This window comes from Microbacterium sp. HM-570, assembly GCF_054165885.1.
Genome location: NZ_CM135111.1, coordinates 1,666,486 through 1,680,840, shown reverse-complemented (window position 1 = coordinate 1,680,840; position 14,355 = coordinate 1,666,486). Strand labels below are relative to the sequence as shown.

The 14,355-nt window shown below is 67.4% G+C and carries 11 protein-coding genes; 6 read left to right on the top strand and 5 right to left on the bottom strand.

What is annotated here, in order from left to right:
• Genes ACT9TC_RS07945 through ACT9TC_RS07935 form a run of 3 tightly spaced genes read left to right on the top strand, consistent with a single transcriptional unit; the run spans window position 1 to window position 3,554 of the window.
• Complete coding sequence (locus ACT9TC_RS07945; RefSeq protein ID WP_458042823.1) at window positions 1–987, top strand: FGGY family carbohydrate kinase; 987 nt, start codon at window positions 1–3, stop codon at window positions 985–987.
• Window positions 988–1,011: 24 nt separating this feature from the next.
• A complete protein-coding gene (locus tag ACT9TC_RS07940) occupies window positions 1,012–2,643 on the top strand; it encodes a fucose isomerase (protein WP_458042822.1) in 1,632 nt (543 codons plus the stop codon).
• 20 nt (window positions 2,644–2,663) lie between these two features.
• Window positions 2,664–3,554 (top strand): ribokinase, encoded by an 891-nt coding sequence (locus ACT9TC_RS07935; protein ID WP_458042821.1) that lies wholly within the window; start codon window positions 2,664–2,666, stop codon window positions 3,552–3,554.
• A 197-nt stretch (window positions 3,555–3,751) separates the two neighbouring features.
• On the opposite strand, the gene ACT9TC_RS07930 is transcribed toward ACT9TC_RS07935, so the two are convergent.
• The 3 genes from ACT9TC_RS07930 to ACT9TC_RS07920 all read right to left on the bottom strand — a co-directional run bounded on the left by ACT9TC_RS07930 (window position 3,752) and on the right by ACT9TC_RS07920 (window position 6,466).
• Complete coding sequence (locus ACT9TC_RS07930; protein ID WP_458042820.1) at window positions 3,752–5,113, bottom strand: DUF2252 domain-containing protein; 1,362 nt, start codon at window positions 5,111–5,113, stop codon at window positions 3,752–3,754.
• 41 nt (window positions 5,114–5,154) lie between these two features.
• Window positions 5,155–5,793, bottom strand: a complete 639-nt coding sequence (locus tag ACT9TC_RS07925; protein WP_458042819.1) for an LON peptidase substrate-binding domain-containing protein — start codon at window positions 5,791–5,793, stop codon at window positions 5,155–5,157.
• A 79-nt stretch (window positions 5,794–5,872) separates the two neighbouring features.
• Window positions 5,873–6,466, bottom strand: coding sequence for a hypothetical protein (locus tag ACT9TC_RS07920; protein WP_458042818.1), 594 nt, complete (start codon window positions 6,464–6,466; stop codon window positions 5,873–5,875).
• 249 nt (window positions 6,467–6,715) lie between these two features.
• On the opposite strand from ACT9TC_RS07920, the gene ACT9TC_RS07915 reads away from it, so the two are divergent.
• The 3 genes from ACT9TC_RS07915 to ACT9TC_RS07905 all read left to right on the top strand — a co-directional run bounded on the left by ACT9TC_RS07915 (window position 6,716) and on the right by ACT9TC_RS07905 (window position 10,340).
• Window positions 6,716–7,864, top strand: coding sequence for a glycosyltransferase (locus ACT9TC_RS07915; RefSeq protein ID WP_458042896.1), 1,149 nt, complete (start codon window positions 6,716–6,718; stop codon window positions 7,862–7,864).
• A gap of 9 nt (window positions 7,865–7,873) precedes the next feature.
• Entirely contained in the window at window positions 7,874–9,100 is a 1,227-nt protein-coding gene (locus tag ACT9TC_RS07910; RefSeq protein ID WP_458042817.1) for a glycosyltransferase, read from the top strand.
• A 247-nt stretch (window positions 9,101–9,347) separates the two neighbouring features.
• Window positions 9,348–10,340, top strand: a complete 993-nt coding sequence (locus ACT9TC_RS07905; RefSeq protein WP_458042816.1) for a GlxA family transcriptional regulator — start codon at window positions 9,348–9,350, stop codon at window positions 10,338–10,340.
• An 8-nt stretch (window positions 10,341–10,348) separates the two neighbouring features.
• Here ACT9TC_RS07905 and ACT9TC_RS07900 read toward each other — a convergent pair whose 3' ends face one another.
• On the bottom strand, window positions 10,349–11,059 hold the full coding sequence (locus tag ACT9TC_RS07900; RefSeq protein WP_458042815.1) for a M48 family metallopeptidase: 711 nt from the start codon (window positions 11,057–11,059) through the stop codon (window positions 10,349–10,351).
• Window positions 11,056–14,298, bottom strand: a complete 3,243-nt coding sequence (locus tag ACT9TC_RS07895) for a type I restriction endonuclease subunit R (RefSeq protein ID WP_458042814.1) — start codon at window positions 14,296–14,298, stop codon at window positions 11,056–11,058. The genes ACT9TC_RS07900 and ACT9TC_RS07895 overlap by 4 nt, the downstream gene beginning before the upstream one ends.
• Window positions 14,299–14,355 lie beyond the last annotated feature (57 nt).

Here is a 14,355-nt window from a genome sequence, read left to right as displayed (position 1 = left end):
ATGGCCACTCGCTGCACGCTCGGGCTCGACATCGGCACGTCGAGCAGCAAAGGAGTTCTTGTCGACTACTCGAGCGGGCGGACCGTTGCGTCGGCAACGGTCGCGCATTCGGTCGAGCGTCCGCGCGCCGGGCACGTCGAGATGGACGGCGGGATTTGGTGGGACGAATTCGTCGAGCTGTCACGGCAGTTGCTGACGGACCCACGGGATGTCGGGATCGTCGCAGTCGGAGTGAGTGGCATGGGTTCCTGTGTTCTCCTCGCCGATCTGACGGGTGAGCCGGTGCGTCCTGCTGCTCTCTACGGCGTCGACACCCGCGCTACGGCTCAGATAAGGCGGATGACCGCGGAGCTGGGGGTGGATGAGGTCAGCCGTGTCGGAGGCTTGACACTCACGACACAGGCAGCGGGCCCCAAGATCGTGTGGGTCTGCGAAGAAGAGCCCGAGGCGTACGCGCGCGCTCGGCAGTTCTTCATGCCGGCCTCGTGGCGGGCGTTTCGCCTCACTGGGAACTACGTGCTCGACCATCAGTCGGCGTCGCAATGCTCGCCCCTGCACGACGTCGAACGCGGGGCGTGGCACGAATCCTGGTGGGATCGGTTCGCGCGGGGAATCGAGCGGCCCGAACTCCTCTGGGCGGGGGACATTGCGCGAAAGGTGACGGAGAATGCCGATATACGTCGCATTGTCGCGGTCGGTGGGGGCACCCAGAGGCGATTCTGGTTGCAGCTGGTATCGGACATGGCCGGACTCATCCAGGAAGTGTCGCGAACGACCGTGGGTGCAAGCTCAGGCGCCGCTTTCCTCGCCGCCTGCGCCCTTGCCGAAGCCGACACCATCCGAATCGAAAACTGGAACCCCGTCGCGGAGGCGATCATCCCGGATACCCGGACCACCGCGTCGCACGATGAGCTCTTCGCACTCTATCTCTGTCTCTATGCCGGGACGAAAGACGTCGCCCATGCACTTGCAGCCCGACAGCAATGACCCGATCTCTCGAAGGAGCCCCCCATGACTTATGCACTTCCCATGACTGCGCCCCGCCCCGCATCCGTGCCGAAGACGGCGTACCTGATTTCGTCCGGCGACCTGCGAGAATCGGCGAACACGGCGGGATGGCCGACGCAGGTAGAGCTCGAAGCGGGCGTGACCGGCGTGCTCGAGCGGCTCGGGTGGACCGTCATCCGGGCAAACGAGGTCGACCCGAAGACGGGCCACGGATTCATCTCGAGCCAGCGCATGGGGCTCGAGGTCTTCAAGAAGATCCCGACCGATGCGCCGCTCGTCGTTGCCGAGGCGGTGTGGCAGTACTCGCATCACGTCCTGGCGGGGCTGCGCACGCACGCCGGTCCCATCCTGACGGTCGCGAATTTCTCGGGCGAATGGCCGGGTCTCGTGGGCTTGCTCGGCCTCAACGCGGGACTCACCAAGATGGGCAAACCCTACTCGACGATATGGTCGGTCGACTTCTCGGACGAGTGGTCCGTGTCAGGCATCCGCGAGTGGACAGAGACCGGTGCGATCACCCACGACGCCTCGCACGTCCGCGACCTGCCCGTGCTCCCGGGGAGCCCCGAAAAGGCGTTGGGCGAGGCGCTCGCCGATCAGTTGCTCGCAGACAAGGCCATCATCGGCGTGTTCGATGAGGGGTGTATGGGCATGTACAACGCGATCTTCGACGACGAGATCCTGAACTCGACGGGCATCTACAAAGAGCGGCTCTCACAGTCGGCGCTGTACGCCGAGATGCTGACCGTGACGGACGCCGAGGCGGATGCTGCATATGACTGGCTGATCGCGGCCGGCATGACCTTCATGTTCGGCGAGGACCCCGCGACTGAGCTCGTGCGCGAGCAGGTGCAGTGGCAGCTGAAGATGTACATCGGGGCGCTGCGCATCGCAGACGACTTCGGCCTTGACGCCGTCGGGATCCAGTATCAGCAGGGGCTCAAGGACCTGACGCCGGCCTCTGACCTGGCGGAGGGGATCCTGAACTCGACCGAACGACCGCCGGTGTTCTCGCGCGACGGTCAGCGTGAACTGTTTGCCGGTCGCGCGTTCCCGCACTTCAACGAGGCTGACGAGGGGGTGGCTGTCGACGCGCTCATCACTGACCGTGTGTGGACGGCGATGGGACTTGTGCCCGACAATACGCTCCACGACGTGCGCTGGGGTGAGGACTTCGATGGCCAGTTCGTCTGGGTGTACGAGATATCGGGATCAGTTCCGGCTTCGCACCTGGGGGGCTGGGATAGGGCCGAGGGCTGGAGGCAGGGTCACGTGTTCTTCCCCGCAGGCGGGGCCACGATCAACGGTGTGAGCAAGCCTGGCGAGGTCGTCCTGTCGAGAGTATTCATCGCCGACGGCATCCTGCAGGTGGATATCTTCCGCGGTACCGTGGTCGAGCTGCCCGCGGATGAGACGAAGCGCCGCAAGTACGCAACGAATCCGGAATGGCCGATTGCGCACGTCGTGCTGCACGACATCACCCGCGATCAGTTCATGGCCCGTCATAAGGCCAACCACGTGCAAGTCGTGTACGCCCCCGACGCCGACACGGCGGACAGGGCACTGATCGCGAAGGCCGCGATGTTCGACCGGATCGGGATCACGGTGAGCCTCTTGGGCTCGGTCCGCATCTGACGCACGGAGAGGTTGAGGGAATGGGCAGAATCGCCGTACTCGGCAGCGCGAACATGGACCTCGTCGTCCGTCAGCCGCGGGCCGTCAGACCGGGCGAGACCATCTTCGGCACCTCCTTCGAGGCAGGGGCCGGAGGGAAGGGGCTGAACCAGGCGATCGCCGCAGTGCGAGCCGGGGCCGAGGTGGCTTTCGTGGGCGCGGTCGGGGACGACTCGTTCGGAGAGCTCCTGCGCGCACGCCTCGCGGGTGACGGCGTCGATACGGTCGCGCTTCGGACGATCGCGGATCCCACCGGTATCGCGGCGATCACCGTGACCGACGACGGCGAGAACGCCATCGTCGTCGTCTCGGGAGCCAACGCGCAGCACGATTTCGACGATCGGGATCGCGCAGTGATCGCGGGTTCGTCGCACCTCGTCGTCCAGTTCGAGCGGCCGGCGGCGCTGCTTCGAGAGGCGCTCGCCTACGCGCGCGAACGAGGGATCACGACCGTGCTGACCCCGGCACCAGCTCGCACCGGCCTAGCTGACCTGGTCGCCCTGGCCGACATCCTCGTTCCCAACGAGGGTGAAGCTATCCTCCTGTCCGGGGAGCCGGATGCAGAGGATGCCGCGATCGCGCTGAGTCAAGCCGGAGGGACGGTCGTCGTCACGCGCGGTTCGCGCGGGGCGGTCGTCGCCCGTGCGGGACGGGTCATCCACACCGTGGCGGCCTACCCCGCCACGGTCGTCGACACGACGGGAGCCGGCGACACGTTCACGGGAGCCCTCGTCGCGTGGCTCGCAGCCGGCGCCGACCTATCCGAAGCGCTGAGCGCCGCCGCGGCCGCGGCCTCCCTGGCAGTCGGGCGACCGGGTGCGGCTGATGCGGCTCCGACCCGCGCGGAGATCCGCGAGATCGTCGCGGGGTGAGCCAACGGCGGCCGCGCGCACGTTCAGGCGAGCGCGCCCAGACGGGGCCCATGGAGCGGAGGTACCCGAAGTTTCGCGGGTCTCGCGCCCCCTTGGGCTCGTAAGACTCCTGGCGGGCGGCGCGAGACTTCACCTATGTCACCTTTGCTGGTGGCGGTTTTCAGTACATAGCTGAAGTTTCGCGCGCTGGGCGGGCCTCAGGACTGGGCGGCGAAGGTCGCGTGGTCATTACGGGACAGCTCCGCGTAGGCGTACGACCAGTCGACGATCGCCTCGGCGACGGCCCGGCCCCCGCCGATGTACCCGGCGACCTCGGGAGCGGCGGGCGACTGGCTGTGCGCGCGGGCCAGCACGATCGCGCACGCCTGCGCGTAGCGACGGAACGGGCGATCCTCGAGAGTCTCGATGTCGATGCCGCCCTTCATGTCGTGGAACTGACGCACGTAATAGTCGTTGCCGTTCGCCCGCAGGTGACCGAGGAACGGGTCGGACACCGCCTGCAGGATGCGTTGCATGGCCACGACGCGCGCGCCCTCGCCGTTCAGGTCGATGTGCTGGGTCAGGCTCGTCGGCTGGTGGATGCCGCCGTACTGGGCCAGGACGCTCGGCCCGGCCTGCTTCGCCTGCAGGAGCAGGACGTTGCCGTCGCCGTCCTGGAACGCCGTCAGGTAGCACCGCGTGCCGACGCTGCCGACGCCCACGACACGGCGGGCCATGTCGGATGCCACGTACTGCTGCACGACCATGCGCACATCGACGTTCGCGGACGCCAGGTAGTCGGCGATGACCCGGTGCAGTCCTTCTTCGATTTCGTCCGAAACGTGCGTCATCGTCGGGGTCTGTTCGACGAAGGTCACTCGCCCGTCGATGACCTCGGTCAGGCGCCGGGCGGCGCGCTCGGACGTGCGCCTCTGGGCGTCGCGGATGGCGGCACGCAGGGCGTTGGCCGACACGGGATCCATCGCGTCGATCCCTGCGGACGCATCGAAGTGCTCGTAGTAGCGGTGCAGGGGGCTGTGCCGACGCCCGGACGAGAGGGACTTGGCGTACCTCTTCACGGTCGCGAGAGCCGTCGCCCGCACGACCGCTTCGTCGCGGCCCGTGTCCTGCCCCGCGATGATGATGCTTGCGACCAGCCGCTTGACGTCCCATTCCCAGGGTGCCCAGGCGGCCTCGTCGAAGTCGTTCAGGTCGAAGACGAGGGTGCGGAGGGGGCTCGCGTAGAAGCCGAAGTTGGCCACGTGTGCGTCACCCGAGGAGCCGACCAGGATCCCCGAGTGCGGGTCGCGCGCCAGGTCCGCCGCCATGACCGCCGCCGCGCCCCGGTAGAAGGCGAAGGGGCTCGCCGCCATCCGTTCGCGTCGAATCGGCACCAGTTCGGGAACGCGGGGTTCGTTCTGCTCCGACAGGATGCCGAGCGGATCGCGACCCGTCGTCGTGAGCGTCGAAAGTGCGGCGCGGGGGATGCGCGAACGTGCGGACCGACCCGCCTGAGCCTGCCTGTCGCGCGAGGGGGGCGGGGCCCAGCGGGCACCGTTTGTCGAATCGGCAGCGCTCATGAGCCCATCATGCCGTCAGGGAGCGCGCAGCCGGTGGACGCTCAATCGTCGAGTTCGAGTGGCGACGCCGTCATTCGGATCAGTTCCTCCGCCTCGGCACAGACATCCTCGATCCGATCGAAGAGCTGGGTCAGCGACGTCGATCCGAGCAGCGCGTACCGGTCGATCGTCTGGATCGGGGCCATCCCGGCAAGCTGCCAGGCCGCGGTCACGGGATCGTCGGCCAGTTCCTCGTCGACGGACCACGGCACATCGACGTATTCGGAGGCCGTCGCGAGCAATCTCCGGACGCAGCGCTCGGTCTGCCGGTGTCTCTCTGCGAGGTCCGGCGTCCACTCCAGGGGCGGCAGATCCCGCACCTCCGCCAGCGGGTAGTCGTGATCGAGCCAGCGGACGACCTCGATGCGCCGACCCCCGCCGGCGACGACCATGGTCGAGCTCTCGAGGGCGTAGTACGCCCGCACGTGCGCGACCGTCCCGATAGAGAAACGCTGGTCGCCGCCGCCGACCTCGGTTCCGCGCTCGATCAGCACCACACCGAACTCCGCATCCCCGCCCGCGATGTCCCTGCCCATGATGTCGGCGAACATCGTCAGATAGCGCGGCTCGAAGAGGCGCAGGGGCAGCGGCATACCCGGCATGAGCACCGACTCGAGCGGAAACATCGGCATGATCGCCATGCTCTCAGGGTGCCACCGGTCGGAGGGGGTGGGGGCGATTCCGCCATGATCCGTCCCGAGGAAGAACGGTCGCGCGGGGTCAGGCGGGATCGATCCGGAGCGTCTGCGCGCCCTCACCGACCGTCATGTCATCGACGAGCCGGATGCTTCGAGCCACCTCGTCGACCGCGGGCAACACGGTCCCGAATCGCGTGCGGTCGCTGCACACGGCGTTGACCGTCACGAAATGCGTCCCGGTGTCCCACGTGTAGGTCGCGAAGGGTGGTGTGCGCTCGTCGGGCGGCAGATCCATCACGAGCTTCTCGCCGATGCCGAGATAGGTGCCGCGGAACGATTCGGTGTCGTCGTACTCCATCGGCATCATGGCGCGGGCCGTACGTAGTTGCGGCGTCGCCTCCTGCACCTGCGCCAACAGGACGACGAGCTCGGGATCGGTCTTCCAGACCCACACGAGCACCCGGCCCTCGGCGCGGCGCATCAGCAGCGGGGCGGCCTGGCTCATCGCCCACGCCGCGAAGCCGGACGCGGGGCGCTCGGCCGCGCCCATCGCGCGATTCGCCTGTGACAAGAGCATCCCGATCGCGGCTTTGCGGTGTCTGCGGCCACGCCAGCCGAGCGATCCCGTCACCGCCACCCAGCGGCTCGGATCGGCATCGGCCTGCAGTCTTGCCATGTCTCCACAGTAGGGCGGATGCCTGATCATCTGCACGATCGCGGGCGCGGCGCGTGGCCCCCGAGTCTGCGAGGGCGCTCGGGTAGAGTGGGCCGCGCGCAGCACCCGACCGTGCGACCCCGTTCCGCCGCACAGATTGGCACCCAGCATCCCGTGAGCTCCCCCGAGACCCACGGCGGCCCTCGCGAGTCCGCCTCAGCGGCGCCCGCCCGGGATGCGAACGCTTCTGCGCGTCCGTTGACCATCGTGATGGGTTGCGACACGTTCTTCCCCGACGTCAACGGGGCGGCCCGCTTCAGCGAACGCCTCGCCGCGGGTCTTGTCCAGCGCGGCCATGACGTGCATATCGTGGCCCCCAATCAGGCGTATCGACGCAAGGCACCCGGGATCGAGATCATCGAGGGTGAGCCCATGACGGTCCACCGGCTACCGTCGGTCCGTTGGCCCCCGCACGACTGGCTGCGTTTCGTCTGGCCGTGGCGCGTGCGCCCCTACTCGCGCCGGATCCTCGATTCCGTGCGCCCGGACGTCGTGCACATCCAGTCGCACATCCTGATCGGCCGCGGCCTGACCCGCGAAGCGGTTGCGAGAGACATCCCCGTCGTCGCGACGAACCACGTCATGCCCGAGAACATCCTCGACCACACGACCCTGCCGGCGTGGATGGACCGGTTGCTGGTGAAGTGGGCGTGGGCGGACGCCAACCGCACGTTCCGGATGACCCGGGCGGTGACGACGCCGACGCGCAACGCCGCGAACTTTCTCGAGGCTGCGATCGACATCACGGGGGTCGTGCCGATCAGCTGTGGCATCGCCGCGTCCAACTATCGGCCCGACCTCACCCCGCGCGAACGGAACCGCGTGCTGTTCGTCGGGCGGCTGACCCGCGAGAAGCAGATCGATCTGCTTCTCGAGGCGGTCGTCGGCCTCGATCCCGCGCTCGATGTGCAGGTCGACATCGTCGGCGGCGGGGATCAGCGCAAGCATCTGGAGCAGCTCGCCGAACGGCTCGGGCTCGCCGATCGCGTGACGTTCCATGGTCGCGTCGAGGAAGACGAGCTGCGGGCGCTGTACTCGCGCGCGAGTGTGTTCGCCATGCCTTCGGTGGCCGAGCTGCAGTCGATCGCCACGATGGAAGCGATGGCTTCGGGTCTGCCCGTCGTCGCCGCCAACGCCATGGCGCTGCCCCACCTAGTGCACGACGGCGAGAACGGGTACCTCTTCGACCCGGCGTCGTCCGCCGATCTGGCCGCGAAGCTCACGACGGTGCTGACGGCCGCACCCGAGGAGCGGCGCCGGATGCAGGAGGCCTCGCTCGCGGGCGTTCGCATCCACGACATCGACCGGACGCTGCGCACCTTCGAGGCTCTGTACCGGGGCCAGCCGGTCGAGGACTAGGGCGAGCCCGTGGCCGTTGGGGTGCGTCGGGTGGCGCTGGTGTGCGACTATTCGCTCGATTACCTCGGCGGCGCCCAGAGCGCTTTCCTGGACGAGGCGCGGCTGCTGCGTGACCGAGGGCACGAGGTGGTCATCGTCGCTCCTGCATCGCGCCGGGCGGACGGGGGAGCGCTTCGCCGCTGGCAGGACGAGGGCGGTGACGTGATCGCCGTGCGAGCTCGGGTGACGCTGCCGGGTGTCCAGCTTCCCGTGATCCGCAACACCCAACGCCTGCGGGAGCGGTTGGCGGATGGATTCGCGGAACGTGACATCGATGTCGTGCACGTCCACTCCGAGTTCGGGCTGTCGGCCGGCGCCGTCTCGGTTGCGCGGGCTCGAGGCATCCGTACCGTCCAGACCGTGCACACGTTCTTCTGGCGCGCGGATATGCCCGACGGGTTCGGAGGGGCCCTGGCTGCCACGGTCGGTGCCTTCGGGCGCTGGCTGCGCGGATTTCCCACAACGCGTGCCGAACTCGCACCGGCGCCCGTCGATTCGGCGCTCCGCAACCTGACCCTGTCGCTCGCCCTGCGGGTGGACATCGTGGTCTCGCCCTCAGCTCACCAGGCCGAACGGCTTCGTGCCGCAGGGGTCCGGGCGGTGCGGGTCGTGCCGAACGCCGTTGCCCCCGGACCCGTGGGCGAGCCGCTGACCGAGGCCGGCCCGCCGCTGCGCATCCTCTGGGTCGGCCGCTTGGTTCCTGAGAAGCGCCTGATCGAGTGGATCGACGCCGTGGTTCAGACCGCCGCCGTGGTGAATCCCGGCAGCTTCGAGGTCGAGATCGTGGGCGAGGGTCCGTTGCGCGCAGCCGCGGAGCAGCGCGTCGGTGACGCGCCGGTGCGATTCCTCGGGCGCCTGTCCCGAGAGGCGGCGCAGGAGCGGATGCGTGCGGCCCATCTCATCGCCCTGACGTCGTTCGGATTCGACAACCAGCCCGTCACCATCGTCGAGGCGCTCGAGGCCAGGCGCGGGATCTTCTACGTCGACCCCGCGCTGACCGAGGGTACGGAGCTGTCGGGTATCCGTGCGGCCGGTCCCGACGTTCGAGCGATGTCGCAGCTACTGACGACACTGGTGCGCGACCCCCGCCCGGTGGTCGAGGCATCCGCTCGCGCACGCGAAGCGGCCCGCGAGTTCAACCCGGTGCTCCACGTCGCGCGCATCACCGACGCGTACTCGGCGACCCCGCCGCTCTGACGCGCGGGCGCGGCGTCGCGCGGTTGGCGCGTCACGGCAGGCGCGAGCTGTCGACAGGTACTCGGCGGTAGCCGTCGCGGAGCACGACGACGATCGTCGCCGTGACGCCGAGGGTGGATAGGGCTGCGACAACCAGGAACAGGATCATGGCAGAAAAGCTACGGCGGTCGAGATAGTGCCACGAGTGGCAGGAAAGCCGTGTACCGTATGAATCCTGCCAGCGGGTCCGGTTCATCGAGGAGCACGCATGAAGACAGTTGCCGTGATCGTCCAAGACGGATTCGCACCGTTCGAATTCGGCGTCGCGTGCGAAGCCTTCGGGCTCGATCGTTCCGACGACGGAGTGCCGAACTTCGACTTCCGCGTGGTGACGCCCGAGCCGGGCGCGGTCGCATCCAGCATCGGATTCACGATCAACGTCGAAGCCGACCTGTCGTTCGCGGACGAGGCGGATCTCGTCATCGTGTGCCCCGTCCCACGCCGGACGTGGGGCAGCATCGATCCGCGCGTCCTAGACACCGTGCGTCGTGCGGCCGGTCGGGGCGTCTGGCTGCTCAGTGTGTGCAGCGGATCGTTCGTCCTTGCGGCGTCCGGCGTCCTCGATGGGGGCCGCGCCACGACTCATTGGCGCTACGCCGACACGATGGCAGAGATGTACCCCCGTATCGAGGTCGATCCGGACGTGCTCTACGTGCAGGATGGCCGGATCATCACGAGCGCAGGCACCGCGGCGGGCCTGGACGCCTGTCTGCACCTCTTGCGGATCGAACTCGGCGCCGAACTGACGAACATCATCGCCCGACGAATGGTCGTGCCCCCGCAGCGCGACGGCGGGCAGGCGCAGTTCATCGCGCAGCCCCTGCCCGAGGCATCCTCTCTCTCGCTGTCGCCGGTGACCGACTGGATGCTCGCAAACCTGCAGCGCGACCTCGCGGTCGAGGACCTGGCGGCACGCGCGCACATGTCGCCGCGGACGTTCGCGCGACGGTTCAAGGCCGACCTGGGGACCACCCCCGCGGCCTGGCTCGCGCGGCAGCGCATCATCCATGCGCAGCGCCTGCTCGAGACGACAGACCTCGCGCTCGACCGCATCGCGTACGAGTGCGGCTTCGGTTCGGCCGCCGTGCTGCGGCAGAACTTCGCGCGGGTGCTCGGGACGACCCCGACCGCGTATCGGGCGACGTTCACCTGTGTTTCGGATGTCTCGGACGATCGAGTCCTCGAGGGCTCCGTCGCCTGACCCCGTCTCTAAGAGGCCGCGCGCTCGAGGCGGTTCTTTCGTAGGCGATGGTCCGGCATGACATCGTCGAGCAACGCCGCAAAGCGAGGGCCGTGGTCGGGCGCAATTCGATGAGCGAGTTCATGAACGAGGACATAGTCGATAGCGTCCGTCGGAGCGCGCACGAGATCGGGATTCACCGTCAGCCGTCCGGCCGATGACATGGATGCCCAGCGTGATGTCATCGAGCGCACTGTCACTTCTCCGGGCGCCACTGGCGCACGGAACAACGCGACGCAGTCGGGCAGTCGGCGGGTGATCACCTCGCGAGTGCGAGCGCGGTACCACGCTCGCACGACGCGTTCGATCCCGACAGTGTCGTCGTATTCGATTCCGTCCATGAGCAGAAAGTCGCCGACGCGACGCACTTGCTGAGTTGATGTCGCGCCAACACCGATGCGCAGGCGGTACTGGCGGCCGAGGTACCGGTGTGTCTCGCCCGGTACCCATCGTCGGGCTGGGGTGCGTGGCCGGAATTGAGCGAAGTAGCGTTGCTGTTCCAGAATCCACCGAGCGCGTGTGCGAACCCGCGCTCCTATCGCCTCGAGCTCCGCGGCCAGCGGTGCGATGACGAGAACATCCCCATCCGGCGATACCGAGATGTCGAGCGTCGCGCGATCCGCCCTGCGGACCTCGACGGTGAGGACTTGGTCGCCGTAGACGACGGTTAGCGAGTTCACGGGAACCGTGCGCGAGCGATCCGGAGTACGTCTGTCCGGATCGCTTCTTCATCGTCAGCCGTAAGCGTCATCCCCATGTCGGCTTCGACGACGTCCCACAGGTACATGTCTATGGCGGTTTCGAGATCGTTACGCGCGGTGGAGTTCCCATCCCAGATTCCGACGACAAGATGTGACTGGACGATATCGATCAGGCCAGATGCGACGGCGGCAACGGCATCTGGTGCAGGCGCCTGGCCGCCAACGGCCTCCGCGAACCGACCGCCGATCGCTTCGAAGACCGATGCCGCGTGCGGGTCGCCGCGCACGGCCTCGGGCAGATCTGCCTTTTCGTTCCCCCGCCCCCGTGCGACGCTCTCGGCCACCTGACGCACATGTGCGAGGTACGCGAGCTCATCGAGGCGATGAGCTCGGTGCGCATCGATCGCCTCCTGCAGCATGCGCGAAAAACGTTCGTAGAAGGCAGGGTCTTCGTCCATCTGTTCAGAGATCCGGCGACGCGTTGCATGGGCTATCCGGTCGGCGCGAGCTGCGGGCGATACTCCCGCCTCTTCTGCGGCAGCGCTCACCGCGGCGGGGTCGCTCAGATCGAGCGGAGGGATGTGCTCCACCGGGGGGAGCGCGGTGACGTGATCGTCGAGCAGCTTGCGAATCTTGGGTTCATAGTCACGGAGGTCGACGCGTTCGTTGTAGCGATGCTGCGCAGCGCGGCGAAGTGAGACGAACCAGGCCCAGTCGGTCTTGTATCGCTCGAGTCGTTCTGCCGGAACGACCTCATCGATGAGCTCGCTCGAGAGAGCGATGTGTAGGGTGCGGGTGAACGCGCTGAGCCGAGCGTAGAACTCGTCACGGATGTCATCAGGGGCGACGCGCTGTTCCTGTGCTTCTCGGTCGTCGCGACGCGTGCCATCGAAGATCGCCCACACCGCCGACCAGCGCCCGTCGAGTCGGCCGATCTCTTCGCGCACGCTTGCCACCGCTCCCGCGATGTCGGCCGGGTCGAAGTCGCCGAGCGCGCTGTACTTGTCGAGCGCCTGATCAAGCTCTTGCAGCAGCCCTTCGTAGTCGATGACGACGCCGAAGTCCTTCGTCGGGGCGTCGGACGACGGAGGGTCGTAGAGACGATTCACCCGCGCGATCGCTTGCAGCAGGGTGTGGTCGCGCAGCGCCCGGCAGATGTAAAGCACGGTATTGCGGGGGGCGTCGAAGCCGGTGAGGAGCTTCGACACGACGATGAGGATCTCGGGTTCCCCCGGTCCCTTGAATGCCTCGATCACCTGCTGGTTGTAGGCGGTTTCGGTGCCGTAGCGGCCCATCGTGTCGTCCCAGAATCGCTGGACGAGTTCGCGGGATTCGCGGTCGCCCGCTTCGGCATCCGTATCGTTCCCGGGTGCCGAGATGACGACTTCGCTGCTGACGTCACCGATCTCGTCCAGCACTTCTTTGAACCGGATGGCGGCTGCCTTGTCGGGGGCGATCAGCTGCGCCTTGAGCCCCGTGCCTTGCCAGTGCCGGCGGTAGTGCTCCGAGATGTCGAAGGCCTTGGCCCTGATCACCTGCCCGGTCGCGGTGAGCGCCTTCTCGGTCGAGAAGCGACGCTTGAGGTCGCGGCGTTGCTCGGCTGTCAGGTCTCGGCTGACCAGATCGAACCATGAGTCGAGGCCGGCCTCAGAGATGCGCTTCTCGACGTAGCGGCCTTCGTAAAGCAGGGGGACTACCGCCTTGTCGGCGTTCGCGTCCGCGATCGTGTAGCGATGAATGAGATCGCCGAACGTGCGGAAGCTGCTGCGCTCCCTTGTCATCAACGGGGTGCCGGTGAAGGCGATGAAATTTGCCGAGGGCAGTGAACGTCGCATCTTTTTGGCGAACTGACCGAAGTCGCCGGCGCGCGCTGAATGGCCGCGATGGCCCTCGTCGACGAGAACGAAGACGTTGGGGTCGGGTTCGATTTCGAGCGTCTCGAGCGTCTTGGCGGCGTTCTCGAACTTGTTGACGATCGTGGTCACGAGCGGTGCGCGGTCGCGGATCAGCTCAGCAAGGTGACGCCCGCTGCGGGCGCGGACGGGGTCGAGTCCGCACGAGCGGAACGTGTCGCGAATCTGCACGTCGAGATCGTCGCGGTCGGTCACGAGAATCACACGGGCATTTGGGATGCGGGTGTACTCATATTCGAGCGCCTTGGCGAGCATGACCATGGTGAGCGATTTGCCCGAGCCCTGGGTGTGCCAGATCAGACCTCCGGGTCGGCGTGCGCCGGGTGCGCCCGAGGTGACCTGTTCGATCGCGCGGGTCACGGCGAAGTACTGCTGATGTCGCGCGACCTTGCGGGTTCCGCCGTCGAACACGGTGAACGTGCGTACCAGTTCGAGCAGACGCTCGGGGCGGGCGAGAGCGAAGATCGTCGCGTCCTGCTCGCTGGGAGTGCGGGCAGCGAGACCCTCGAGTTCGAGTGCGGCGGTGCCGAAAAGCGCGGTCATCGTTGCGGGGTCGAGCGCCGTGCTGGTCGCCTCTTCGAGGGCGGCCTGTTCTGTGGCGGTATCGGGCTCGGCGTCGGGGTGCCGCCACGTTGTCCAGAACTTTTTCGGAGTTCCGACCGTGGCGTATCGGGCCGCGCTGCCATTACCCGCGAGGAGCAGCTGCGCGAAGTGGAAGAACCCGGGGATCTCTTTCGGCAGCTGGTAGCGCAGTAGCTGCCGGTCGGCCGTCGCGATCGCCTCGTCGGGCTTCTTGCATTCGATGGCCACGAAGGGGATGCCGTTGACGAAGGCGACCACGTCGAGTCGGTCGGTGGTGGTCGATCCTGTGCGCTCGACGGCGTACTCGACGGTGACGTGGTAGCTGTTTCGGCTCGGATCGGTCCAGTCGATGAAGGCGACCTGCGGGCTGACCGAGACGCCGTCGATGGTCTGTGAAATCGCGACCCCCCGCACGAGGTCGTCGTACACCTTCTGGTTGACCTTCTTGAGGTCGGAGAGGTTGCCGGGGTCGGTGAGCTTGCGGATGGCTTCGCGGGCACCGGAAGGGTCGAGCGGATAGTCGCGCCCGCGATGACGCACGGAGTTGAGGGCGAGCACGCGTTCTTCGAGCACCTCGTCGAGCACGACGTTGCGGCGCTTGCCTCCGCGCATGGCGAGGGACTCGGCGGGGGAGAGGGGCTGGAAGCCGGTGGCCACGAGCACCTGTACGGCGGGGAGTTGCGACTGCGCGCGCTCCCGCGCATCACGGAGCGGTTCGGTCATCGTGGTCCCCGTTCGTTGACGGTGTCGGTGCACTGAAGTAGCTTGGAGGCGGATTGG